General features: G+C 70.6%; 20 protein-coding genes and 2 tRNA genes. 12 read left to right on the top strand and 10 right to left on the bottom strand.

The genetic code is table 11. The features are described from left to right. The first annotated feature begins 202 nt into the window (after positions 1-202). The 6 genes from gyrA (at position 203) to BCD49_RS07880 (ending at position 8616) form a co-directional block, all read left to right on the top strand. On the top strand, positions 203-2695 hold the full coding sequence (gene gyrA, locus BCD49_RS07905) for a DNA gyrase subunit A (RefSeq protein WP_007511698.1): 2493 nt from the start codon (positions 203-205) through the stop codon (positions 2693-2695). 33 nt (positions 2696-2728) lie between these two features. Continuing rightward, a complete protein-coding gene (locus BCD49_RS45825; protein WP_007511700.1) occupies positions 2729-4138 on the top strand; it encodes a DUF3566 domain-containing protein in 1410 nt (469 codons plus the stop codon). A 119-nt stretch (positions 4139-4257) separates the two neighbouring features. Further along, positions 4258-4331, top strand: a tRNA-Ile gene (locus tag BCD49_RS07895). A gap of 858 nt (positions 4332-5189) precedes the next feature. Further along, positions 5190-6449: a glycosyltransferase family 4 protein gene (locus BCD49_RS07890; RefSeq protein ID WP_007511702.1), complete on the top strand. Its 1260-nt coding sequence runs from the start codon at positions 5190-5192 to the stop codon at positions 6447-6449. A gap of 3 nt (positions 6450-6452) precedes the next feature. Beyond that, positions 6453-7256, top strand: coding sequence for a class I SAM-dependent methyltransferase (locus BCD49_RS07885; RefSeq protein WP_007511704.1), 804 nt, complete (start codon positions 6453-6455; stop codon positions 7254-7256). Beyond that, entirely contained in the window at positions 7243-8616 is a 1374-nt protein-coding gene (locus tag BCD49_RS07880; RefSeq protein WP_083401333.1) for a hypothetical protein, read from the top strand. Before BCD49_RS07885 ends, BCD49_RS07880 begins: the two co-directional genes overlap by 14 nt. A 43-nt stretch (positions 8617-8659) precedes the next feature. On the opposite strand, the gene BCD49_RS07875 is transcribed toward BCD49_RS07880, so the two are convergent. Beyond that, positions 8660-9277: a class I SAM-dependent methyltransferase gene (locus BCD49_RS07875; protein WP_007511707.1), complete on the bottom strand. Its 618-nt coding sequence runs from the start codon at positions 9275-9277 to the stop codon at positions 8660-8662. 55 nt (positions 9278-9332) lie between these two features. Next, complete coding sequence (locus BCD49_RS07870) at positions 9333-9878, bottom strand: PadR family transcriptional regulator (RefSeq protein WP_007511709.1); 546 nt, start codon at positions 9876-9878, stop codon at positions 9333-9335. A 111-nt stretch (positions 9879-9989) separates the two neighbouring features. Between BCD49_RS07870 and BCD49_RS07865 the strand changes: the two genes are divergently transcribed. Then, positions 9990-10853 carry an SDR family NAD(P)-dependent oxidoreductase gene (locus tag BCD49_RS07865; protein ID WP_007511711.1) on the top strand — a complete coding sequence of 288 codons (864 nt, stop codon included), beginning with the start codon at positions 9990-9992 and terminating at the stop codon, positions 10851-10853. Positions 10854-10944: 91 nt separating this feature from the next. Further along, on the top strand, positions 10945-11628 hold the full coding sequence (locus tag BCD49_RS07860) for a class I SAM-dependent methyltransferase family protein (RefSeq protein WP_027140308.1): 684 nt from the start codon (positions 10945-10947) through the stop codon (positions 11626-11628). Positions 11629-11642: 14 nt separating this feature from the next. Here the strand turns inward: BCD49_RS07860 and BCD49_RS07855 are convergent, their stop codons facing one another. From BCD49_RS07855 to BCD49_RS07840, 4 genes are all read right to left on the bottom strand, one after another. Continuing rightward, positions 11643-12389 carry a metallophosphoesterase family protein gene (locus BCD49_RS07855; protein ID WP_007511716.1) on the bottom strand — a complete coding sequence of 249 codons (747 nt, stop codon included), beginning with the start codon at positions 12387-12389 and terminating at the stop codon, positions 11643-11645. Between the two features lie 140 nt (positions 12390-12529). Continuing rightward, on the bottom strand, positions 12530-13975 hold the full coding sequence (locus BCD49_RS07850; RefSeq protein ID WP_071041317.1) for an NAD(P)/FAD-dependent oxidoreductase: 1446 nt from the start codon (positions 13973-13975) through the stop codon (positions 12530-12532). A gap of 29 nt (positions 13976-14004) precedes the next feature. Continuing rightward, positions 14005-14784, bottom strand: a complete 780-nt coding sequence (locus tag BCD49_RS07845) for a class I SAM-dependent methyltransferase (RefSeq protein ID WP_007511719.1) — start codon at positions 14782-14784, stop codon at positions 14005-14007. A gap of 545 nt (positions 14785-15329) precedes the next feature. Continuing rightward, complete coding sequence (locus tag BCD49_RS07840; RefSeq protein ID WP_157845177.1) at positions 15330-15812, bottom strand: hypothetical protein; 483 nt, start codon at positions 15810-15812, stop codon at positions 15330-15332. A gap of 166 nt (positions 15813-15978) precedes the next feature. Here BCD49_RS07840 and BCD49_RS07835 point away from each other — a divergent pair, with 166 nt between their 5' ends. The 3 genes from BCD49_RS07835 to BCD49_RS07825 are packed head-to-tail and all read left to right on the top strand — an operon-like array spanning position 15979 to position 18558. Next, the gene (locus BCD49_RS07835) at positions 15979-17307 is read left to right on the top strand and encodes a hypothetical protein (RefSeq protein WP_071041316.1); all 1329 of its coding nucleotides are present in this window, start codon (positions 15979-15981) and stop codon (positions 17305-17307) included. Further along, the gene (locus tag BCD49_RS07830; protein WP_027140310.1) at positions 17237-17911 is read left to right on the top strand and encodes a sensor histidine kinase; all 675 of its coding nucleotides are present in this window, start codon (positions 17237-17239) and stop codon (positions 17909-17911) included. Before BCD49_RS07835 ends, BCD49_RS07830 begins: the two co-directional genes overlap by 71 nt. Further along, a complete protein-coding gene (locus BCD49_RS07825; protein WP_007511727.1) occupies positions 17908-18558 on the top strand; it encodes a response regulator transcription factor in 651 nt (216 codons plus the stop codon). Before BCD49_RS07830 ends, BCD49_RS07825 begins: the two co-directional genes overlap by 4 nt. 260 nt (positions 18559-18818) lie before the next feature. Here the strand turns inward: BCD49_RS07825 and BCD49_RS07820 are convergent. The 4 genes from BCD49_RS07820 to BCD49_RS44900 form a co-directional block, all read right to left on the bottom strand. Continuing rightward, a tRNA-Ala gene (locus BCD49_RS07820) sits at positions 18819-18891 on the bottom strand. 134 nt (positions 18892-19025) lie between these two features. Next, a complete protein-coding gene (locus BCD49_RS07815; RefSeq protein WP_071041315.1) occupies positions 19026-20363 on the bottom strand; it encodes a hypothetical protein in 1338 nt (445 codons plus the stop codon). A gap of 347 nt (positions 20364-20710) precedes the next feature. Then, positions 20711-21838 (bottom strand): ParA family protein, encoded by a 1128-nt coding sequence (locus tag BCD49_RS07810; RefSeq protein WP_071041335.1) that lies wholly within the window; start codon positions 21836-21838, stop codon positions 20711-20713. A gap of 359 nt (positions 21839-22197) precedes the next feature. Continuing rightward, positions 22198-23016: a maleylpyruvate isomerase N-terminal domain-containing protein gene (locus tag BCD49_RS44900; RefSeq protein ID WP_035926567.1), complete on the bottom strand. Its 819-nt coding sequence runs from the start codon at positions 23014-23016 to the stop codon at positions 22198-22200. A gap of 805 nt (positions 23017-23821) precedes the next feature. Between BCD49_RS44900 and BCD49_RS07800 the strand changes: the two genes are divergently transcribed. Beyond that, positions 23822-25015, top strand: a complete 1194-nt coding sequence (locus tag BCD49_RS07800) for an ABC transporter ATP-binding protein (protein WP_051466678.1) — start codon at positions 23822-23824, stop codon at positions 25013-25015. The last annotated feature ends 22 nt before the right edge of the window (positions 25016-25037 follow it).

Raw genomic sequence — 25037 nt, 5'->3', positions numbered from 1 at the left:
CTGGAACCCCCGATGTCGGGCTTCGTCCGACGGGGTGCCCGGCAGGGCGATCGACGGGGTCTTGGTCATGAGCGAGCGCGGCTGGCCGGTGCGCAGGCTGGCCGCGCTCGGTGGCACCAACTGCGACATAGCGCACTAACCGACTAGTTCCGTGCTGTTGGGGTAATAACCGACAGGTTCCGCACTGCCCTGGAAGGACATCGTGGTCGACGTACTACCGCCGCCTGGCGACCGGATTGAGCCGATCGGCATCGAAGTCGAGATGCAGCGGTCGTACCTCGACTACGCGATGTCGGTCATCGTCGGGCGTGCCCTGCCCGAGGTCCGCGACGGCCTCAAGCCCGTGCACCGCCGGGTGCTCTATGCGATGTACGACGGTGGCTACCGGCCGGACCGGGGGTACTTCAAGTGCTCCCGCATCGTCGGTGACGTCATGGGTAACTACCACCCCCACGGCGACACGGCGATCTACGACACCCTGGTGCGGCTCGCGCAGCCGTGGTCGCTGCGCTACCCGCTCGTCGACGGGAACGGGAACTTCGGCTCTCCGGGCAACGACCCGCCCGCCGCCATGCGGTACACCGAGGCCCGCATGGCCGCGCTGGCCATGGAGATGCTGCGCGACATCGACGCGGACACCGTCGACTTCGCGGCGAACTACGACGGGCGCTCCCAGGAGCCACTGGTTCTGCCGAGCCGGTTCCCGAACCTGCTCGTCAACGGCGCGGGCGGCATCGCCGTCGGCATGGCGACCAACATCCCGCCGCACAACCTGCGCGAGGTCGCCGCCGGCGTCCAGTGGGCCCTCGACCACCCGGACGCCACCGACGAGGAACTGCTCGAGGCGCTCATCGGTCTCGTCAAGGGCCCCGACTTCCCGACCTCCGGTCTCATCGTCGGCCGTTCCGGGATCGAGGAGGCCTACCGCACCGGCCGCGGCAGCATCCGGATGCGCGCCGTCGTCAACGTCGAGGAGAACAAGGGCCGCACCCAGCTCGTCGTCACCGAGCTGCCCTACCAGGTCAACCCGGACAACCTCGCCGAGAAGATCGCCGAGCTGGTCCGCGACAACAAGATCTCCGGCATCTCCGACGTCCGGGACGAGACCTCGGCCCGCATCGGCCAGCGCCTGGTCATCGACCTCAAGCGGGACGCCGTCGCCAAGGTCGTGCTGAACAACCTCTACAAGCACACCCAGCTGCAGGACACCTTCGGTGCCAACATGCTGGCGATCGTCGACGGTGTGCCGCGGACCCTGCGGCTCGACCAGATGATCCGTTACTACGTCGAGCACCAGGTCGACGTCGTCGTCCGACGGACCCGCTACCAGCTGCGCAAGGCCCGCGAGCGGCTGCACGTCCTCGAAGGCCTGCTGATCGCGCTCGACCACCTCGACGACGTGATCGCGCTGATCCGCAACGCGGAGTCGGCCGACGCCGCCCGGGTCCAGCTGATGGAGCGCTACTCGCTCTCCGAGATCCAGGCCACCGCGATCCTGGACATGCAGCTGCGCCGCCTCGCCGCCCTGGAACGGCAGCGGATCACCGACGAGGCCGCCGAGCTGCGCGCCCGGGCCGCCGAGCTCGAGGCCATCCTCGCCTCGCCGCAGCGGCAGCGTGAGATCATCAGCGAGGAGCTCAAGGAGGTCGTCGACAAGTTCGGCGACGAGCGGCGCACCCGGATCGTGCCGTTCGAAGGCGAGATGTCCATCGAGGACCTGATCGCCCAGGAGGACGTCGTCGTCACGGTCACCCGGGGCGGCTATGCCAAGCGGACCAAGACCGACCTGTACCGCTCGCAGAAGCGCGGCGGAAAGGGTGTGCAGGGCGCGGCGCTGCGCGAGGACGACATCGTCGAGCACTTCTTCGTCACGACCACGCACCACTGGCTGCTGTTCTTCACGAACAAGGGCCGGGTCTACCGGGCCAAGGCGCATGAGCTGCCGGAGCAGGCCCGCAGCGCCAAGGGCCAGCACGTGGCGAACATCCTCGCCTTCGGCCAGGACGAGCGCATCGCCGAGGTGATGGCGATTCACGACTATCAGGCCGCGCCCTACCTGGTGCTCGCCACCAAGCGCGGGCTGTGCAAGAAGTCCGCGCTCGCGGACTTCGACTCGAACCGCACCGGTGGCCTCGTCGCGATCAACCTGCGCGAGGACGACGAGGTGATCGGCGCCAGGCTCGTCGGCGCGGAGGACGACCTGCTGCTGGTCAGCCGCAACGCCCAGTCGATCCGTTTCCACGCCGACGACGAGCAGCTGCGCCCGATGGGCCGCGCCACCGCCGGAGTGATCGGCATGCGGTTCGACGCCGCCGACGAGCTGCTCTCGATCGCCGTCGTCAAGCCGGACCTGCGGGCCGACCTGCTGGTGGCGACCAGTGGCGGCTACGCCAAGCGGACGCCGCTGGGCGAGTACCCGGTCCAGGGCCGCGGCGGCAAGGGCGTGCTCACCGCGAAGATCGTCTCCAGTCGTGGCAACCTTGTCGGGGCGCTCGTCGTCGAGCCTGACGATCAGCTTTATGCCATCGCGTCGAACGGTGGCGTCTTGCGTACCGTAGCCAAGGACGTCCGCAGGGCGCAGCGCCAGACGATGGGCGTGAAGCTGATCGACCTTGAGCCCGGTGTGCAGGTCGTGGGCGTCGCGCGTAATGCTGATGCCGAGGACGTCGAGGGCGACGAGCCGGCGGCCGGCTGACGGCGGGGCTGACGGGCAGCTGAGGGGAGACGCGTGAGCGACAAGGACGAACGGTCGGGTAGGGCCGGCGCGCTCCCGGCGACCGCCACCGACGACGAGGGCTCAGCATCGGGCAACGGCAACCCGTTCTTCGAGCGGCCGGGGAGCAAGAACGACTCGGCCCCCACCCGGTCGCCCGCCGACAGCGCTCCCGCCAGGACGGCGACGAAGACGCCCACGTCGCCAGGAACTGGCGTGGGCGAGGCCGACGTTGAGAAGACCGCGGTCGTGCGGTCCGTGACCTCGTCGGCGGCGTCGGCCGCGGCGAAGAAGGCCCCGGCGAAGACGACCACGCTGGACGCGAAGCCGTCGCCGTCCGCGTCCGCGGCGACGGCAACGGTCCCCGCTCCGGTTGTACCCCCGCCGCCGAGCGCGGACAAGGGCGGTTCGGACCGCTCTGACCGGTCGGAGCCTTATGCCGCGGCTGGCCGCGGCGCGCCGGCCAAACCGGCCGGAGCGGACCAGCAGGCGCAACCTCCGCGCGACCCCGACACGATGGCCATCGTGCGTAACCCAGCTCGGGGCCCGGAGAAGGCGCGCGACGCCGGCCGCGATGCCCGTGCCCGCGGCGGTGCCGCCGAGCCCGCGGAGCAGCGGGACCGGCCAGAGCGCGCCGCGCCGCGGCCAGAGCGTGCCGACCGTCCGGGCGCCGCCGACACCCGCAAGGTCGCCGCCGTCGCCGCCCCCGGTCCCGACCCGGACCGGACCGTCGCGGAGCCGGTGAAGCCCGACCTGGCCAAGCCGTCTCGCGCTCCCGCCGTCCCAGCCGAACGCGTGCCGGCGCCGACGTCCGCCAGCCGTCCCGCCGGGCCGGTGGGTGCGCCGCTGGGTAGCCCGGGGCTCGACCGTGGGCGCGCCGACCAGGAATGGGCGAGGCCACCGCGCGACGGTCGCCAGGACCCCGGCGCCGCCGGTTACCCCGGGCCGACCGGTCACCAGGGCCAGCCCGGCCGGTACGACCGGCCGGAGCCGGCGCGCCAGGACCCGCGCCAGGACTACGTGGACGGCTACCAGGAGGGTGAGGACGACCTCAGCCAGGTTGGCGCCGGCCGACGCGCCAAGCTGCGGCTCACCCGGGTCAGCCCGCTGACCGTGACCAGGCTGGCGTTCGCGTTCTCGCTGTGCGTCTTCCTCGTCATCATGGTCGCCGTCGCGGTGCTCTGGTTCGTCCTGAACTCGATCGGCGTCTTCGACAGCATCGTCGAGGCGGCGGGCACGCTGACCACGGACGAGAGCCACAACGTCAGCTCCTGGCTGTCGTTCGGCCGCGCCATGCAGATCAGCCTGCTCATCGGCGCGATCAACGTCATCCTGATCACGTTGCTGTCCACGCTCGGCGCACTTCTCTACAACCTCTGCTCCGACATGATCGGCGGCATCGAGGTCACCCTCAGCGACCGCTGACGTCCCGGCGGCGCCGCCCACAGCGGCGCCGCCATCCTGTACTCTTGGCTCCGGCAGGAGCTCTTCGCCCCCTTGGGGCCCTTGGATATCCTGTAGGCTGCGACGCAGACGTGACATACGGACCTATAGCTCAGTCGGTTAGAGCGCTTCCCTGATAAGGAAGAGGCCGGTGKTTCAAGTCCACCTAGGTCCACTCGAGCTGGTTTCCGCTGCTTGTTGACCTTTGGTCAACTTCGCCGGGGGCCGTTATTTTGCTCCGGGGCCGAGCCCCGGACCCCACGCCAGGGGGCTTCGCCCCTGGACCCCTGGATCGTTTGGGCTACGTTGCGTTGCTCGTTGACCTTTGGTCAACTTCGTTGGGGCCGCTGTTTTGCTCCGAGGCCCGGGGCTCGCGCCAGGGGGCTTCGCCCCTGGGCTTCCGGGTCGTCTGGGTTATGTTGCTTTTGTTTCTTGCTTGGTTTTTGGCTTCCGGGGTGGAGGGCTGCGGGGGAGGCTTGTCCTCTGGGGTGTTTGTGGTTTTTTTTGAGGTGACCGGGGTTTTGTTTGTGGCGGAAGTTTGTTTCTCGTCTTGCGGATGATGATGGTCTTTGTTTGAGGCTGGCTTGGGTCGGGGATGCGTGGGCTCGTCGTGGTTGGCGTGATCTTGAGCCATCCATCGCCGACGCCTGGGGCTCGGATCGGGATGGTGCGCGTGTCGGTGCGTGGCCGGGCGGAGCGCGACAGTGCCCGATTTGGGGGCGCAGACATGGGGCCGATTCGAGTTCGTGCTCTGATTTTTTAGGGCGTTGCGCTACGCAACCACTTGATTGCTTACCGAAGGTAGCGGGTAACCACTTTGGGTGTCTGCCCTCTCACCGCTTCGGTGGGAACGGGGACGGTCGGACTGATCGATTCGTCCGCAATGGACCGACTCGTCACGGGGACGGCGGCGAGGTTGGGGAGCGGGTCCGATGTGCAGGAAGATCGGACCAATCTGTCCTAATGTGACAAGTCACGGCGCTGCTCTCGACAGGTTGGCGAGAGAGAGCCTGAAGCTTGGGAGGGCGCACCGTTGCGGATCGCGTTGCTGTCGTACCGCAGTCTCCCCACCTGTGGGGGCCAGGGCGTGTACATCCGCCAGATGTCCCGCGAGCTCATCGGCCTCGGCCATGAGGTGACAGTGTTCAGCGGGCCGCCGTACCCGGTCGTGGACGAAGGGGTCGAGCTTCAGCGGCTACCGAGCCTGGACCTGTGGAGCGAGCCGAACCCGCTGCGCTGGCCGTCGCCGCGTGAGCTACGGGACGCGGCCTCGATGGCCGAGTTCGTGATGATGCGGACGGGCCAGTTCTCCGAGCCGCTCGCGTTCAGCCTGCGCGCGAACAAGGCGGTGCGGCCGCGCAAGGGCACGCCGCCGCCGTTCGACATCGTGCACGACAACCAGACGCTGGGATACGGGCTGCTGTCGCTGCGCAGGGCGCTCGAGCCGCATCGCATCCCGCTCGTCGCGACGTTGCACCACCCGATCACCGTCGACCGCCGGTTGCACCTGGAGGCGACGAAGGGGCTCAAGGCCCGCTTCGGGGTCCGTCGCTGGTACTCGTTCCTTCCGATGCAGGCTCGGGTCGCCCGCCGGCTGGACGGCATCGTCCTACCGTCCGAGAGCTCGCGGACCGACGTCATCGCCGAAATGGGCATCCCGTCCGAGCGGATGCACACGGTGCCGCTCGGTACCGATCATGAGGTTTTCTCGCCCAATCCGGCCGTGGCCAAGGTTCCCGGCCGGATCGCCGTGGTCACCAGCGCGGACGTCCCCCTCAAAGGGCTGCTGGTGCTGCTCGAGTCGCTCGCGAAGATCAGGGTCGAGCGGGAGAACGCGCACGTCGTCTGCGTGGGCAAGGCCCGTCCCGGTGGCGCCGCCGCGCGCCAGGTCAGCGAGCTGGGCCTGACCGACGCGGTCACCTTCCGGTCCAACCTCGAACAGTCCGAGCTCGTCGACCTGCTGCGGTCCGCCGAGGTCGCGGTCGTGCCGTCGCTGTACGAGGGCTTCAGCCTGCCGGCCGTCGAGGAGATGTCCTGCGGGCTGCCGCTCGTCGCGACCACCGCTGGCGCGCTGCCGGAGGTGACCGGGCCGGACGGCGAGGCGGCTCTCACCGTGCCACCCGGCGACCCGGACGCGTTGGCTGTGGCCATCAGCCGGCTGCTGGGCGACCCGGAGCTGCGGGCCCGGCTTGGCGCCGGCGGGCGCCGCCGCGTCGAGGAGCGGTTCTCCTGGCGGGTGGCCACCGCCGCGACCGCCGACTGGTACGCCGAGCGAATCGCGGCGCTTCGGTAACCGATGCTGACAGTCGACTTCGACCAGTTCCCGGTCGGCCCTGGCGAGCGTGTCCTCGACCTGGGCTGCGGGGCCGGTCGGCATACGTTCGAGGCGTACCGCCGTGGCGCGGACGTCGTGGCGCTCGACTATTCGTTTGGCGACGTGCAGGCGGTGGGCGGGATGCTCGCCGCGATGGCGGCCGAGGGCCAGGTGCCGGAACGGACGCGGGCGGGCGCRGTGCGCGGCGACGCGTTCGGCCTGCCGTTCGCCGACGCGACGTTCGATCGGGTGATCGCCGCCGAGATCCTCGAGCACCTGCCGGCGGACGAGAAGGCGATGGCCGAGCTGGCCCGGGTGCTGCGACCCGGTGGGCTCGCGGCCGTGACGGTCCCGGCCTGGCTGCCGGAACGGGTGTGCTGGGGCCTGTCCACCGGCTACCACACGGTCGAGGGTGGCCACGTGCGCATCTACCGCCGCGACGAGCTGGTCGGGCGGCTGACGGCCACCGGCCTGGAGTACATCGGCGGGCACCAGGCGCATGCCCTGCACTCGCCGTACTGGTGGCTGCGTTGTCTCGTCGGTGTCCATGACGACGACCATCCGGCCACGAAGCTTTACCACCGCCTGCTGGTCTGGGACATGATGAAGCGCCCCAAGCTGACCCGGTGGGCCGAGCAGGTACTCAACCCGATATTGGGGAAGAGCGTGGTCCTCTACCTGCGCAAACCGCTCGTTGTGCCCGGCCCGGCGTCCGAGCCCAACGAGACGCAGGCAGCGGCCGCCACGCTCACGAAACTGGAGGAGACCAGCCGTGGTGTCGGCTGACCAACCCGATCCGCATCTGGTCCGGCCGGACGGACTCACGATGCCCGCCCTGCCCGACCATCCCGGTCAGCGGCCGGGCTGGCCCGAGCAGATCCGGCGGCCCGACCGCCCCGCCCGGCCCGCACCGGCACCGTGGCCCGCGCCACTGCTGACCCGGGCCGAGATCGTCGAGACGGCCGACGCGCTCGTCACCATGCAGGAGCCGGACGGCGCGATCCCCTGGTTCGCCGGCGGCCACACCGAGGCCTGGGACCATCTCGAGTGCGTGATGGCGCTCGAGGTCGGCGGTCGGCAGGACGCCGCCAGCCGGGGCTGGGACTGGCTGGTGCGCAACCAGCGTCCCGACGGCTCCTGGGCCGGCAGCACGGTCGGTGGCGTGGTCAAGCAGGACCACGCGGACAGCAACCAGTGCGCCTATGTCGCCACCGCGGTCTGGCACCACTGGCGGCGCACCGGCGACCGCGCGTTCGTCACCCGGATGTGGCCCGTGGTCAGGGCCGCGCTGGACTTCGTGGTCGACATGCAGGCCCCCAGCGGCCAGATCTGGTGGGCCCGGTCGACCGACGGCAGCGACTACCCGGCGGCGCTGGTCACCGGCTGCGCCAGCACCCTGCACAGCCTGCGCTGCGGGCTCGGCCTCGCCGACCTCGTAGGTGAGGCGCAGCCCGGCTGGGAACTGGCCACCGGCGCGCTCGCGCACGCGGTGCGGGCCCATCCCGAGTACTTCCTGCCGACCGATCGCTGGTCGATGGACTGGTACTACCCGGTGATCGGCGGCGCGCTGAAGGGTGCCGAGGGCCTGGCCCGRCTACACGCACGCTGGGACGACTTCGTCGTCGACGGCCTGGGTATCCGGTGCGTGGATGACGAGCCATGGGTCACCGGTGCCGAGACGTGCGAGCTCGCGATCGCGATGCACCTGGTCGGAGAGACGGCCGCGGCGCGCACGCTCGTCGACGACATGCAGCACCTGCGCCACGACAACGGCGCCTACTGGACCGGCTGGCAGTTCGAGACCGGCTGCCACTGGCCGGTGGAGCACAGTTCCTACACGGCGGCCGCCGTCATCCTCGCCGTCGACGTGCTCGCCGGCGGCGTCAGCGAGGCTGTCTTCCGCGGCGACGACCTGCCCGAGCCGATGACCATCCTGGAGCCCGTCGAGGGCGGGGACAGGTTCCTCTCCAGGCCCGCGGCCCCGCCGACGGGCCGGCTCACGGGCCGGGTCCCGCCGCTCCCGCGTAGCCGGGACCAGCTGGAACTTGCCTGCGACTGCGAGCCGGCCCCGCTGCTCGCCACCTGGGCCARCGGCCCGCTCGCCGACCGCCTCACCGAGGGGCGTCGACAGCAGGTAGCGGGTTAGCCCAGGTAGCGGGTTAGCAGAGCTCCGCGGCCGGGGCTGCTCCCTAGGGCACGCGCTCCAGGACACGGAGAGAGCCGGTGCGGGAACGCTCCTTGAAACCGTCGTCCAGGGCTCGCAGGAAGATGTGGTACGGAGCCTGGCCCCCGTCCGCGGGGTCGGGGAACACGTCGTGGATGAGCAGCGTGCCGCCTGGCAGGACGTGGTGCGCCCACGCCTCGTAGTCCGCCTGGGCCTGGTACTCGGCGTGGCCACCGTCGATGAACAGCAGCGAGACGGGTGTCGTCCACCAGCCACCGACCTGCTCCGTGCGTCCGACGACGAGGGTGACGACGTCCTCCACGTCGGCGTCCTCGAGGTTGCGACGCAGGAAGGGCAGCGTGTCCATCCGGCCAGTGCGCGGGTCGACCACCGTCGTGTCGTGGTGCTCCCAGCCTGCCTGGTTCTCGTCCGAGCCGCGGTGGTGGTCGACCGTCACGACCTGGGCCCCCGCCTCCCGAGCGGCCGCCGCCAGGTAGATCGTCGACTTTCCGCAGTAGGTGCCGACCTCGAGGATCAGCCCACCCGCGGGCACCGTCCTCGCCGCGTCGTAGAGCGCGTCACCCTCGTCCTCCGGCATGAAACCCTTCGCGGCCAGCGCCGCCCGCCGCAAACGCTCGTCCACAAGGTAGGTACTACCAGAAACGGGCCTGTCGGTCCGCCGCCCCGGACCGACGCGATCAGTCCGCGGGATCGGAGTCGCTGACCGGCGGCATGGCGCGGGCCCACTCGGCCCAGTCCGCCAGTGCCTGGAAGAGCCGGATGCCGGCCTCGGCCGCGAGGCGGATCGACCGCGTCTGTGGGCTGTCACCGTAGTCGCCGCGATCCTTGGCATTGGCATGCTCGCGGTAGAGGTTCGCCTGTTCGGCGAAGTAGCGGCCTTCCCGTTCGAGGTGGGCGTCGAGGTCGCCGGGCGACATCAGCCAGAAGAACACGGAACGAAGCAGGGGCTCGACGCGCAGGGTGTGGTCGACCTCGCCCTCGGTGAGCCAGCGGCGGACCTCGTCGAGACCGGCATCCGTGATGCCGTATGCCTTTCGCCCCCTCGGTCCTCGGCTCTCCACCTCGATCAGGCCGGCTTCGGCCAGGCGGCCGAGCTCGGCATAGATCTGGGGGTGCTGGGCGGGCCAGATCGGCCCGAGGGTCTCCTGAAACCGACGGGTGAGGTCGTAGCCGCTGGCCGGTCCCTCGGCCAGCAGCCCGAGCAGCCCATGTCGCAGGGACATCCTCACCCCCTCTCGTCGGTAGGCACATGTACACCTTGACATGTCGCCGCGGCCACATGGATGCTCACACCTGTATCGACCAACATGTCATCCAATCCATGTGAGGCATCGGTGTCGCAGCCAACAGATCACCCGGCGGTCCTCGTCACCGGCGCCGCCGGCGGCATCGGAACGGCCATCACCGAGACGCTCGCCAGGCGTGGCTTCCACGTGTACGCGGCCGTACGCGGCGGCGGTGAGCACCTGAAGGGCCTTCCGAACGTCGACGTCGTAGGCCTGGACGTCACGGACCGAGACAGTGTTCGTGCCGCGGCCGAGCAGGTCACCGCCGCCCGGCGCGAACGCGGCCTGCGAGCGGTGGTGAACAACGCCGGAGTGATTGTCCACGGTCCGGTCGAGCTGGTCGCCGGCGCCGAGTTGGAGCGCCAGTTCGCCGTCAACGTCTTCGGCGCGGTCGAGGTCGCGCAGGCGTTCCTTCCGCTGTTGCGAGCGGGCCGCGGCCGCCTGGTGAACATCAGCGCCCCAAGCGCGAGTGTCGCGGTCCCGTTCGCCGGGCCGATCTCGGCGAGCAAGGCGGCACTCGACTCGTTCTCCGACGCCGCCCGGGTCGAGCTGGCGCCGTGGGGGATCCACGTCGTGACCGTCGTTCCCGGGGCCATCGAGACCCCGATCTTCGCCAAGGCCGACGCCGCCGCCCAGGCCGTGCTGCGCGAGGCGGACCCGCGCACGGTCGCCCTGTACAGCCGTCAGCTCGAGGCCGTCGCCGCCGCGCAGGTGGCGATGAGGACCTCGAAGGCCCAGACCGTCGCGGACACCGTGCTGCGCGCGATCGAGGCCTCCAAGCCCAGGGCCTACTACCTCGCCAATGCCGATGCCCGCGCCGCCGTGATGCTCTCCCGCCTGCCGACCCGGACCAAGGACCGTCTGCTGACCCGCCTGCTCGGCCTGCGCAAGGCGGTTCCAGCGGCGTCTTAGTACCCGGACGCGCGCTCGCCGTGCGGCGATCGCGGGCCTCCACGCCCGAGCCGCGCATTTCCTTTCCCGTTCCCGGCTATGGTCGGAACTCGTGGATCGTGCCGCGTCGGAGCGCCATTGGTCAGAGCGACATTGGGTTGACTGGCACCGGCAGTACGACGTCACGGGGTCACCGCTGAGCCGTCGGCTCGCCATCGTCCAGCGACGCATTCGGCAGGCGCTGGACGAGCAGCCGCCCGGGGAGATCCGGGTGCTGAGCATGTGCGCGGGCCAAGGCCGCGACATCCTCGGCGCGGTGGTTGACCATGAGCGCCGCGACGACGTCCGGGCCAGGCTCGTCGAGCTCGCCCCCGACCTTGCCGCCGACGCGGAACGCGCGGCGCGGTCCGCCGGACTGGACGGCGTGCGGGTTGTGGTCGGGGACGCGGCGGACGTCGGCATGTACGAGGACATCGCCCCGGCGCACATCGCCCTGGTCTGCGGAGTGTTCGGCAATGTCAGCGACGCTGACGTGCGACACACCGTCGAGCAACTGCCCCGGCTGTGCCAACCCGCCGCGACCGTGATCTGGACACGTCATCGCCGGGCGCCTGATCTCACTCCAGCGGTGCGTTCCTGGTTCGCCGCGGCGGGATTTGAGGAGGTGGGGTTCGACACCGAGGACGGCTTCCTGATCGGTGTGGGAACCCACCGGCTGGTCGGACCGACGTCGCCATACCGGCCGGACATCCGGCTGTTCGACTTCGTCGGTGACGGCGGAGAGGCGCACCTCTAGCCGGGCGTCGTGCCTCACCCGATGCGGATCGCCTCCGGAAGCCGGTAGACGGCGAACGGGGCGCCGATGACCGGTGCGGCGACGTTGCGTACGGGAGTCCCGGCGGGTGTCGCTCCGACCTCGGTCCCGTAGTGCGCGTGGCCGTGCAGGGCCAGCGCGACCGGGCGCCGGTCGGGCGCGGGTTCGCCGTCGATCGCCGCGCCGAGGAGGTGGCTGCCCAGGAACGGATACAGCTCAAGCGGCTCACCCACGAGGGTTTCCCGGATCGGCGCGTAGTGCGTGAGGACCACCCGGAGATCGACGTCGAGCCGCTCAAGTGCGTCTCGCAACGCTCCCCCGGCCGTTTCGGCCAGCCGAGCAAATATCTTCATTTCCTGCTCTCCGTGCGCGGCAGCCGCGCAGCCGGTGAAGCCTCCGGGGAATCCCTTCACGCCGGCGATTCCGACCTGTCCGCCGGCGGTGTCGACGACGGTGGACGACCCCTCCAGCACGGTCACGCCAGCGGCGGTCAGCATCTCGGTGAACATCGCCTCCTCGCCGCGGTCGTAGTCGTGGTTGCCGAGAATGGCGATCACTGGCAGGTCGAGGCCACCGAACAGGTCGCAGACCTCCGCGGCGGAATCGGTGTCGCCATCCTCGGTCAGGTCCCCGGCAAGAAGAAGAACGTCGGCCACGTCGGCCGCACGCTGATATAGCGGCCGAAGCCGAGCCGCTGCCCCGGTGGTGACGTGGAGATCTCCTACTGCCGCGATTCGGACCATGACCCGATCATCCCTGCTGCCCGTCCGGCGAGCGGACGGTTGAGCGATCTGGCCTGGCACCGCGGGTGCCGTCGGCGGGTACCGCTGTGCCGCGCCGCCATCCGCAGAGCTCGAGGCCATCCCGGTACAGCACGGCGACCTCATCCGGCGTAGACGTGGGTGTCCTCGATCTCGGTGATCGTCGCCTTGGGCGGTGGGCGGAAGCCGAGCTGGACGACCTGTTCGGGAACCGCCGTCGCCAGCAGCCAGTCGGTCGCGACGTGCGCCCGGTTGGTGCCCGCGCCGAGGGCCAGCAGGTGATAGGCGCGGGTGACCGCGGCGGCCGGGACGCCGGAGAGGTGAATCCCGAGCGGGTTGGCGACGGCGTCGGTGCCGCCGAGGTCGACGACGAATCCGAGGTCGCGGTGGCGGTATGGCCGGGCCTTGCCGTAGCCGATCGAGGCGGCGACGTTGCGCCCCGCGGCGGCCCCCTGGCGGACGGCGTGCTGCGCGGTCTGGCCGGCGGGCGCGCCGTCCCTGGTCACGTCAGGCACCGCCGCCGCGTCGCCGAGCCCGAAGACACCGGCCGCGCCGGGAACGTTGAAGTACTCGTCGACGACGAGACGGCCCTTGACGGTCTCGGTGCCCACCTTTTCCATCAGCGGGTTGGGAGTTATGCCCGCGCACCAGACGAGCGTGTGCGCGGGCACGACCTCGCCATCGCTCAGCGTGACCGAATCGGCGGCGACCCTCGTGACGGAGGTTTCCAGCCGGACCTCCACTCCGCGGTCGCGCAGCACCTTCATGGCGCCCGCCCCCAGGGCCTCGTCGAGCTCCGGGAGCACCCGGGGCGCCAGGTCGAGCAGGATCCAGCGAAGCTCGTCGGCTGCCAGCCGGGGGAAACGTTCCAGCACACCGGCGGTGAACCGGCGCATCTGCGCGGCGATCTCCGTTCCGGTGTAACCGGCGCCGACCACGACGAACGTGCACCGAGCTCGTCGCTCGGCGGCGTCGGTGGCCATGTCCGCGTACTCCAGCTGACGCAGCACGTGATCGCGTAGATAGATGGCCTCGGCGAGGTTCTTCATACCGAGGCCATGTTCGGCCAGGCCGGGAATGTCGAAGGTCCGGGTGAGTGATCCCGGCGCCAGGACGAGACGGTCCCAGCCGGTCTCATGCGTCGAGCCGTCGCTGCCCAGAACGGTGACCGTGCGGCCGGCGAGGTCGACGTCGACGGCATGCCCCGGACGCAGGACGGTTCGCCGCAACGCGCTCCGGACCGACACCRCCAGGTGCCGCGGCTCCACCTCGCCKGTGCACACCTGGGGAAGCAGGGAGGTGTAGAGCAGATGGTCCGTKGGGGAGACGAGCTCGAGGTCCGCCGCGCCGGCCGGTAGCCGTGCCTCGAGGTGCCGGAGAACGCCGAGACCGGCGAACCMGCCGCCGACGACGACCACCCGCGGTGACCCGCCGCGGGTGGAGGCGTCGCCGGCGGTCGCCTCACCACGCTGACTTCCGGTAGGAGCGCCCTCGCCCCTCGCGGCCACCCGACCGCGAACGCGCTCGGCCATACGTGCGGCCCGTGCCACCGCGCTGGAGTTCTTCACGGTTCGGTCCTTCCCCCTGTCGAGGGCTTTCAGAACCGCCGGACGCGCAGGACGCCGGTAAGCATCGGGAGGGTGAACTCGCCGAGGGCGGTCTCCGGTCTGCTCGCGAGGAAGGCGCGAATCCGGCCGAGCGCGGCCTCTTGTTCCTGTTCTGGCATGACCAGCATCCCCGCGTGCGTCGCGATCTTCGCGACGAGGGAGTCGGCGGTGCGGCGCTGGCCGTGCCCGAACTCGGCCTGCTCCGGCGAGCCGAACCGGGCGCCCAGGCCGTCGGCTGGCAGGTGCAGGTCCGCCGTCGCGGCACGCCAGGTGCTGAGCGTGTCGCGCGGGCCGATGGCCGCGCTCCCGCCGGCCCGCGCGAGCCCGGCAACCCAGTCGACCCGGTCGTCGGTGACGTTCCACAGGCCAGCCAGGATGCCGCCGGGCGCGAGGACCCTGGCGATCTCCGGTCCCGCGACGGCCATGTCGAACCAGTGCATGGCGTGGCCGGCCAGCACGGCATCGACGGACGCGTCCGGCAGCGGTATCGCCTCGGCACTACCCGGCAGGGCACGGACAGCAGGCAGCGTGCGGCGCAGCTCGGCCAGCATCGCCGGATCGGGCTCGACCGCGATGACTTCGGCGCCCACCGCCCTCAGCGTGGCGGTCAGCTTGCCGGTTCCGGCGCCGAGGTCGAGCACTCGCGGGCCGGGCGCGGGCTCGAGCGCCCAACGCACCGCGGCCTGCGCGTAGTCCGGGCGATGCTCGGCATACGCGGTCGCCGCCGCACCAAACGACGAGCCGAGAAGTAGCTGTTCGTGCTGTTCCACGCGATCACCCTGTCTGTGCCCGAAGTACCTCTACTGCCGCACCGGCTACTGGTCGTGTCCGTCTGGCGAGAAGTCCAAAGGTGAACCCCACCCTGATCGACTACGTACCACGCGCAGGGGGATCTCGGGGGCAAAGCCCCCTGAGAGCGGTGGCCTGCGTCGCGTCGAAACCTCGGCCGGCGCGCGGGCCGTTCATGATCTGGTGGAATCTTCGGCCCTATAGCTCCGAAGATTCCACCAGATCATGAAAGCGGATCGGCCGTGGCCTCAGGTTATGGCCATGCGGTAGGCGCGGCCGGGTAGGTCGCATCCTCCAACGGCGCTCCGGGCGCGCTGAAGCATGGACGTGATGGTTTCACGGATGAGTGGGTGGGTTCGGACAGGTTCGGGCGCGAGGTGCTCCGCTGCGCGGAGAATTTCGAGGGCTTGTGCGTGTCCGCACGGCTCGTAGCCGCCGCTGGGCATCGCGTGCGGCCCGGCGGCGAGGCCGGGTCGACGACACCATCGGTCGGGCAGTACGCGCCTGGTCGATCTTCACTCGACGCTCAGAGCTCAATGGCGGCGACGATCACGCCGCCTGCGGTGAGAACGATGTTGAGCAAGGCAATGAAGGCGCCGACGATTCCCGCGGTCCTGGCGGCTCCGCCGAGCGGCCGGCCACCGCGGGTGAGACCCGCCAGCCACGCTGCGCACCCACCGAGCAGGCCAGGAGCCCCGGACCAGAACACGACCAGAGTGAGGACTGACAAGGCGCCCAGCACGATCGCGCCCACCCGCGCCCGTTCGGGCGTGCGAATCAACCACAATGCGCTGCCGACCCCGATGACGAGGGCGGTCGTGCCCACCACGCTGACGCCGATCATCGACTCGATCGGACCTTCGCTCCGGTGGGGGTCCTTGTCGTTGAACAGGATGTCGGCGACGAAGACGGCGATGAACCCGAGAACGCACACGCCGTAGACAGTTCCGACCAGGACGCGGGCAGACGGTAGGGAGAAAGACCTGCGTACCGCGGCAGATGTTGACATGACAGCCTCGTTAGTTTCGTGCACCCGGAAGGTCCGAGTCGCCACGGAGATCGTCATCGTTGCGATGTCCCGCACGCGACGCCCTCGCGTCCCGTCCTCTCCCGACAGTTTCCCGATGCCGTCCCGACGCGAGCCCGCGGCCTACCCGTCATCAGCGCTGTGCCCCATGCTGTCGAGTGTGGCGGAGACGGCCGAATACGGTGCCAGCGGCGACGTCCGTTCAGCGGAGGTGACGGCCGAGGTTCTCGCTGCCGCCGTGTGCTTCGTCCTGGGCGTGGGCCTGACGGCTTTGTCCTTGCGCCTGGCGCCGCAACGGAGCCCCGGCCTGGMATTTCTGGCCGGCTGGCCGGTCTTCGCGGTGGCCGGCGGTGTGGTTCTCGACCAGCAACCCGCTTCCCGCATCGGGCGTGTTCTTACGCTGCTCTCGCTCGCCCCCGCTCTCGACCTCGGATGGGCCKGGGCACGCTTCGGTAGCGTGTCGTCGGCGCACTACATCGCGAATGCGGTCTCCGAACTGGCCGCTGTACAGGTCGCAGCCGTCGCCCTCGCGATTCCGGTGGCAGTTCGACCTCCGAAACACCGTGGCTGCGCGATTGGCCTCGTGGTCCTCGCGGCTGCCGGAGCACTGACGGTCCTGCTCGCTCAGGCACGGGTCGTTCACATGTCCGCGCGGGGCGCAGGCTGGGCTCTGGTCGTTCTGGGATGTGCTGGGCTCTGGACGCTCGTCGCGCGAGCGGCCTGGACGGACGGTCGTACCAGCCGACGGCGGGTGGTCTGGCTCCTGGTCGGCCTCGCCTTGGCCGGCGCTCTCGTCACGGTCGCCTGGTCGCTCATGTCAGCCGAACTCGCGTACTACGTCACAGGTTCGGTCGTTGCCGTGACCGCGATGACGGTGGCACGGCTGTGGTTGCGTGATTCCTTCCGACCCCTCGACGAAGCCGCGTTCGACGTCGTCCTCGTCGTCGCCGCTGTCGGCACCGCCGTGCTGGCAGCCGCGCTCGTCCGAATCGGCGCCGGCCTCGTGCGGGTGCCGTCACCCGGCACCTCGGCCGTGTTCACCGCGCTGGTCACCGTCGTCATGGCTGCCCCCGCTGCACTGTGGGTCCGACGCGCGGCGACGACACACCGCTACGGCAGCGGCGTCCTGTCCCCCACCGACGTCGCGGTCATCACGGCCGACCTGCACGCCAAGATCGAACCACGTAGCCTCCTCGACAAAGCCGCACGCATGGTCGCGGCCGCGAGCGGCAGCGCCGGGGCACGCATCGTTCTCGGCGAGGACGCTCCCGTCCTCTCCGGGCACTGGATCCTCCATCCACTTGACGTCGGGGGGGGACAGAGTCGGCGCACTGCTCGTCGCGTCTCGCCAGCGAGAGGGGCCCGAGCCGCGCCAGCAGAAGATTGTCGCCCAGTTACTGCCCACCGTGGCCCTCGTCGCGCGCGCCGTCGGGCTTGCGGTCGAAGCCGAGCACGCCAGGCGGGACGTCGCCCGTGAACGGGATGCCGAGCGCAAGCGGGTCATGGGCGACCTGCACGACGGACTAGGCCCGGTACTAGCTGGAATGAGCATGCGGGTGCAGGCGACACTGCGCTCCGCTCCGCCGTCGGAACACACCGAACTGTTGACCGATCTTGCTCGCGACCTGGCCGTTTGCCGCACCGACCTGCGGCGCATCGTCGCCGGCATCGCGCCGTCCACCCTCGACGACGGCGACCTCGCGGCGGCCCTGGACCGGCTGGTCGAGTCGTTCCAACGCGTAGCAGGAGCTCCCCAGCTCACGCACGAGATCGCGCTGGACGAACAGATGCCCTCGGCCATGCAAGTAGCCGTCTACCGCTGCGTCGCGGAGGGCGTGACCAATGCGCTTCGTCATGCGGCGGCCTCGACGATCGACGTGAAGGTCGCGACTTGCCGTGGCGATGTCCTTGTCGAGGTCAGCGACGACGGAGTCGGCAGCCAGGCGGTCCCCGGTGTAGGCCTCTCGTCCCTGGCGCAACGCGCCAGCAGCCTGGGTGGCGCGTTGACGATCACCGCCATCACCCCGAGGGGAATGCGCATGCGAATGATCCTGCCCACCACCGAACCGGCCGGAACATGATCAACGTACTCGTCGTCGATGACCATCCCGTCGTCCTCACCGGCCTCACCGCGCTCATCGGATCCGATCCCCAGCTGTCCGTGTTCGGGACGGCCCGATCCGCCGCGGCCGCTCGGGAGCTGCCCGGTGATCACGGACCGACTGTCGCCGTGGTGGACCTGCAGCTGCCGGACGGCGACGGTATCTCCCTCGGCGTCGAACTCAGGCGACGATGGCCGGCGCTGCGTGTACTCGTCCTCACCATGCACGCCGACGACGCCACCGTGATCCAGAGTCTCGCGAGCGGCCTGAACGGCTATCTCCTCAAGGACGCCGACCCCGAGGACGTCCTCGCCGCGATCCACTCCGCCGCCGGCGGCTCTTTGGTCGTCGGGCGAGGCGTCAGCGCCGTCGTGGTCGCCGCAGCCGCATCGGCCCCGCGGACCGATGCCCTCGCGGCATTGCACGCGCGAGACCTGGAGCTCCTGGACCTCATGGTCGAGGGCATGCCTGTCTCCCACATCGCCGCGCGTCTCTACCTGGCTCCCAAAACCGTCCGAAATCGGATCTCGGAACTGCTGAGAAAGCTGGCAGTCACCTCACGCGAGGAGGCCGTCTCGCTAGGACGAGCGGCAGGCCGCGGCAGCAACAGCCACTACCGGTACTGATCACTTTCAAGGCCTGGACGCCATCCCCAAATGGGGTCCACAACGACGAAAAACAGAAAAGGCCGCCCACCACGCGAGGCGACCTTTAACCATCAATAAAATCTTGATTGTCGATACAATAAAAGTTTCCGACCGAAATCGGACTCAAGTCGGGCGAAGCCCGGCATCGGGGGTTCCAGGGGGCCGCCCCCCTGGGCAGACATAACGCGGGAACCCGGGAAGGTGGCCAAAGGCCACCGAACAGGGCAGTCCCGATCGCGTGGAGACGAGGGGACTCGAACCCCTAACCCCTGCCTTGCAAAGGCAGTGCTCTGCCAGTTGAGCTACGCCCCCGTGCGGTGCGACCGGCGGGTGGCACCGGCCCGGCGGCCGTACCGCAGCGCGCCCCGCCAAGCGTACGACATGCGGGCAGGGGGTGAGGAGCCCCGAAGCGCCGACGGTATCGGGACTGGCGCTCCGATCGTTGATCAGCAGCGGCCCATCTGGTCCAGCCAGGACGCGAGCAGCGGTGGCAGCTGGTCGTAGCAGGCGGGACGGGTCGACGGCGGGGCGGCGGGCGACGTCGGGGCCTGCGCCGGCGGCGGGGTGGAGGTGGGCTGTGGCGCTGGGGCGGCCGTGGCGGGCCGCCGCGGTGGGACTGGCCGGGTTGTCGAGTTCGCGGAGGCCTCGGCGTGGAGCGACGGGGTGGCCAGGGGAGCGCCCGGGAACGAGAACGACGTCGGGTCGGCGGCCGGGGTGCTCGGCGTGGCCGCGGAAGTTCCGTCGGTGCCGGTCGCGGCGGGGAATCCGGCGTCGGAGGATGAGGCCTGCCCAGCGCCGGGACCGACGCTGAACAGCACGGCGCCGCCGGCGATCATGACGATGACTGCGGCGACGAGGGCGATCGCCGTCCGGCCGGTCGGACTGTTGGCGAAGGTGCCCGTGCGCAGCATGTTCAGCCACTCCTGGGGGCCTCTTCCCGCAGGTGCGTGCGCCTGTTCGATGGGGATGAGGAGCCGGGAGGTCCGGTACTTGATCTCATCCTCATCGAGTTCCTCGGGGCCGCCGCTGGCTCCCTCGGCTCCCTCGGTCTTCCCGGCTGCCTCGACCGGGCGAGCGTCTTTCGTCTCGCCGCCGCCGGTGCCGACCTGGTCGCTGTCGGCGGCGGCGGTGCCAGCGGCGGTGGTGTTGGYGGCGGTCGCCTCGGGACCGCCGGCCGTGGGCGGCCCGGCAGATGACGGGGCTTCCAAGCCCCCACCGTCGCCACCGCCGGCCTCGGACCCGGGGCTCACGGCGGACCCGGGGCTCCCGGCGGACCCGGGTGCCGAGACCTCAGGGGCGGGCGGGTCCACGGGCGGGTCCACGGGCGCGAGCGGAGAGAGGAGAAGGCCGCCCTTCACCGTGGCTTCGGGGTCGGCGCCGTCGTCTCCTGGCGAGTACGAGGATGGGACGGCTCCGCTGGCCGCGGCGTCGCCGAGGACCGGGAAGGAGGCCTCGGACGGGTGCGGGGCCGGCGGTGGGACGGCTGACCGTCGGGACCGGAGGAACGCGGCGATGCCCATGGATCTGCGCCGCGCAGTGGACGCGAGCCGGTTTCCGTTGTCCGTTTCCGGGGCTTTTGTCGCCCACAGATCGGTGGTCTGTCGAGGTTCGCCGCGGCTGTTGTCGTCGCGGTCCTGGACATCGGCGGTGTTCACCGGCGGTTCCGGGGCGGGTGACACCGGGCCGGCCGCGTTGCCGGACGTGGCGCCGTCCGCCGGGACCGTGCCGGCCTGGAGCGCGTCGTCTCGGAGCGCGACCTCGTCCTGGGGCGAGGATCGGACCATCTCGGGGCGCACCGTTGGGGCGTCCTGGGCCGAATCCGTTACGTCTCCTACGCCGCTGTCCCAGCCCCCTGTGACCGGTTCGCTCATCGTGACGTGCCCCTGTCGCCTACATCTCGCGCTTCTCGCGCGGGTCCGCGCGCCATGCGGCGGCGCAGCGCGGCGCCTGGGCGCTGACTACCGATTCTCACGGTTCCACATCGCGGTAGATGACCGCCGACCAGCCGGGCAAACCACGCGCGTACCAACAACGGACTATCAAGGTCCCGTTGGCCGAGCGGCGGAGCTTGGGCATGGGTGCGCGGCGTCCTTGTCGGTGAGGCCGGTGTCCGGTGAGGCTGGCTGGTGGGCTACTGCCTGGTACCGGTGGCGGAGACAGGGAGACGGGGCAGGGTCGGGTCGAGGTAACGCAGCCGCTCGCGCACGTTCACCGCCAGATCGCGGAACTCCTGGTAGCACTTGCGGACCTGGGTCTGCGCCGCGGCAAGGGCGCCGTCGCCCGCCCGCAGTTCGAACATCGGCTTGCGGGCGTCCTGCGCCAGCGGCATCAGCGCCTGGTAGTGCGGCAGGTTCGCGATCTCGAACGACTTGTCGAACGGGTCGGCGCGCTGGGTGCCGAGCACCGACGTCGCGAACACCTCGGGGATCCTGTCGAGCCAACGGTCGTACGCCCGCACCGGCCRGTCTCTCCCCGAGGCCGGCTGCATGATGACGTAGCCGATCGGCATCATGAGGGCGCGCGGCGCGGCGATGCGGTCGGGCACCTTCGGCAGCACCATGCCCTGCCAGGTCGAGCGCCAGTCCCGCAGCGTCGGGCCCAGGTTGCGCAGGCCGCGCAGCGAGAACAGGTCGGCGCCGATCGGCATCAGCACGGTGTCCGCGGACAGCAGCGCGGCCCGGTTGATCGCGCCGAGGTTCGGTCCGACGTCGATGAGCACGATCTCGGCGCGAATCGCGCGCCCGCCGTGGTCGACGACCCGGTGCAGCGCGGTGGTCGTACGCAGCGCTGCGACGTCCTTGCCGAGGAAGCTGTTCGGCCAGGCCGCCGACAGCTTGTCCTCGAAGACGGAAAGGTCGACGTCGCCGGGCAGCAGCCAGACGTTGTCGTCGACGGATACCGGGTCGAACAGCGCTACGTCCCCGACACCTTCCATGATCGGCGCGATCGCCGTCGCGATGGTCCCCGTGCCGGCGGCGATCCGCGGGCGTCGCCCGCCGCCGAGGATGTCGAGGCGCCGCGGGGCCGAGGACGCCGTCGAGCCGATCCCGCCGTTCGCCGGAGCGCCGGCGGCGGGCTGCTCCTGCCACAGCGTCGCGAGCTCGTCCTCGTCGAGGAACTGCGCGGTCAGGTTCGCCTGGGGGTCGAGGTCGACGGCGAGCACACGGTGCCCCTGGCGCGCCAGCATGTGCGCGAGATGGAAGGTCAGCGTGGTCTTGCCCACGCCACCCTTGTTGTTGAACAGCGCCATCGTGATCAACGCCGGCCCCCTCGCGCCGCCCACCGGGCCCGTGTCAGCGCGAAGCCGCCAGGTTTCCGCCGGCGGCGCGAGGACCCGCCATTCTGGTGCCCCCTTGGACCGGGGCCGGCGAAGCCGCGCAGCTGAGCAGCAGCGCGCGTCCGGCGGCTCTGACGGCCAGGAAAGCCGGCCATACCGGCATGTTGCGCGCGCACCCGACCATTGTCCCTCTGCCTCCCCAGCGCGACGCATTGCCAGGGTGGTAGGCCRCCAACAGCGTGGCTCGGTTCGACACGGTGACCATTCGAGACGGTGACCACCGGAGAGCACCGTGCCTGGTGGGCGTCGTGCCGCGAACCGGGGAGGGCCCTTTCGGTCAGTCAGCTCGAGGGAGCGAGCGGCGGCCAGTCCGCCGGGATGGCCGCCGTGGGCAGGCGACCGAGCAGCCAGCGCAACGTCTCCTGGGTCGAGGCCCGCACGGTGACCACCCGTGGACCGGCTCCGCAGGCGCGTGACGGCCGGTCGCCCGGCGCCAGCAGCACGGTGACCTCCGGTGGCAACCGTCCCGGCAGGCGCGCCGCGCTCCACGCCCACTCGGCGTCGACGTAGGTCGCCGGCAGGTCGGCCCAGCCAGGACCGCCCTTGTCGACGAGCCCGAGGTCGACGAGATGTACCTCGACCTCACGCCAGCGCGCGAAGACCAGGTCGGCCAGGCTCGTCGGTGCCCCTCGGTGGTAAGCGAGCCCGGTCCGCCAGACATCGACGTGGGTGCGGTCCCAGGCGCGTTCGAGCGCCACGATGGCCCTTGCCAGGTCATCGCGGATCACCGCCGCCGGTCGGAGGGCGGCCGCGTCCAGGTCCGTGGCCGGCCTCGTCTCGGCCTGGACTGCCCGCCTCGCGACCGTCGCGGCCTCGGACGCCCCCTCGAACAGCCCGGCGTGGGTGTCGGCGTCGTGAGCCAGGTGGCTCAGCACGTGCCCGACGGTCCGGCCGGAAAGCAGCGACGGGCGGGCGACGACGTGGTCATCGACGGCCGAGGCGAGGGCGAGCAGCCGCCGATGCCCGGTGGCCACGCCCGCGAGCAGGTCGTGCGGGACCGGCGAGGGGACGTAGCCGGAGCCGGCGGGCGTGACGTGCGTCTCCCGGGCGGACGGTGGGATGCCCGGCTCCCGGGTGCCGGACCGAGTCTCGGTGGCCACCAGCTCACGATGGGCCACCCCGGCCCGCCCGTCCAACCGAGCCTCCGCGGGCCACGCCGCCTGTCGGACGGCCCGAGGCCATGCCGCGACGTCGCCCACCCATGGACCGCGTCCCCAGGACCGCGTCCTGGACGCTGCCCATCCACAGCCGACGTCGACGTGGTCGAACGTCGTTTGGGCTGGCCGTGGCCCGCACGATGCCCGTGGGTGGTCGACGTCGCCGGCGAGACGTAGCCGGCCAGCTGGCGGGCGTCCCACGACGCTGCCCGTCCCGGCGGAGGCGCTGACCCACCCGAGGAGTCGTTCGGAGTAGGTCACGGTCCGTGGCTTGGACCTCACTGGTGCCCCTGGGGCTTCCCGGACACGCTCCGCCCGCACGCTGACCACCTGAAGGGCAGTGCCACGTCGAGACCACGTCGGCTGGTATCCATCCGTGTGCGGACACTTTCCCTGGGGGAGCAGCGTCACCCGAACGCCCCGGGACCGCGCTCGGCGTCCTCGGCCGGTCCACGCAGGTGGCGGGTCCGCGGGGTTTCCGGCTGGCCGACGCGCCGGCGAACGCCCGGGAGCGGAATCCCTGGCGCGAGGCGTCGATGGGCCCCGATTCAGCCGGGAAATCGAACCTTTACGTCGGATCCCTTGTCGAGGTCTTGTTCCGCTGTCAGTCTGGCTCGGCGTCAGTGCGTAACTTCTACGGGTTGCCGTAGATCTGTCACGGAAAGTGAGAAGGGCGGGTGCGAGCTTGGCGGTGACCGCGGACGAGGGGCCGGTGTCCGCCGTGGACGCGGTGGATGATGCGACGTCGCTGTCCACCCAGGTGTCCACGACGGTGCCCACGGGTGGAACGGGTGACACCTCGCCCGCGATCGAGCTGGTCGGCGTCGCGAAGGAGTACATGTCGCGCCGCGGCGCGGTGAGTGCCGTCGAGACCATCGACCTGCGCATCACCGAGGGCGAGTTCTTCTCCCTGCTCGGCCCGTCCGGTTGCGGCAAGACGACCACGCTGCGCATGATCGGCGGGTTCGAGGAGCCCAGCCGTGGCCAGATCCTGCTGCACGGCCTGGACGTGACGTCCGTCCCGCCGAACAAGCGCGACGTCAACCTGGTCTTCCAGAGCTACGCGCTCTTCCCGCACCTCGACGTCGCGGGCAACGTCGCGTTCGGCCTCAAGCGCAAGGGCGTCGCCCGCGGCGAGGTACGCCGCCGGGTTGGCGAGATCCTCGACCTGGTCGAGCTCGGCGCGCTCGCCGACCGCCGGCCCCGGGAGCTGTCGGGCGGCCAGCAGCAGCGAGTCGCGCTCGCCCGCGCGCTGGTCAACCGGCCGCGGGCCCTGCTGCTCGACGAGCCGCTCGGCGCGCTGGACCTCAAGCTGCGCCAGACCATGCAGATCGAGCTGAAGCGGATCCAGCGCGAGGTCGGGATCACGTTCGTCTACGTGACGCACGACCAGAGCGAGGCGCTGACCATGTCGGACCGCATCGCCGTCATGAACAAGGGCCGGATCGAGCAGCTGGCCGCGCCGCGTGAGCTCTACGAGCGGCCGCGCACCCGGTTCGTCGCCGGCTTCATCGGCGTCTCGAACGTCATGCGCCGCACCGTGCGCACGGTGACCACCGAGGGGACCGGTCGGGTCGCGACGCTCGACACCGGCGTGGACGAGCGAATGATGATCGACGTGGTTCCCGAGCTGGGCGAGGTGTCCACCGGCTCGGTGGTCGAGCTCTCCGTCCGCCCCGAGAAGATCGAGATGACCGCCGAGCGACCGGACGGGGACGTCTGCATCCTGCGCGGGCGGGTCACCGAGGTCGTCTACCTGGGCACCAACACCACCTACACGGTGTTCACGCCGGGGGGTGACGAGCTCACGGTCTTCTGGCAGAACAGCGCGGACGCGAGCGACCTCGCGAGCCGTGGCGACGAGGTGTGGCTGTCCTGGCGGTCGGACCACTTCTGCGCGCTGGCGCCGGGGGGCGCCGACCAGGTGCCCACCACCGGCTGACCCTCCGGGCCACCCACGTAAG

The organism is Pseudofrankia sp. EUN1h (genome assembly GCF_001854645.1).
In the GTDB taxonomy this organism is placed as follows: Bacteria; Actinomycetota; Actinomycetes; order Frankiales; family Frankiaceae; genus Pseudofrankia; species Pseudofrankia saprophytica.
The sequence above is the reverse complement of the archived record's forward strand: the minus strand, read 5'-3'. Positions and strand labels throughout refer to the sequence as shown.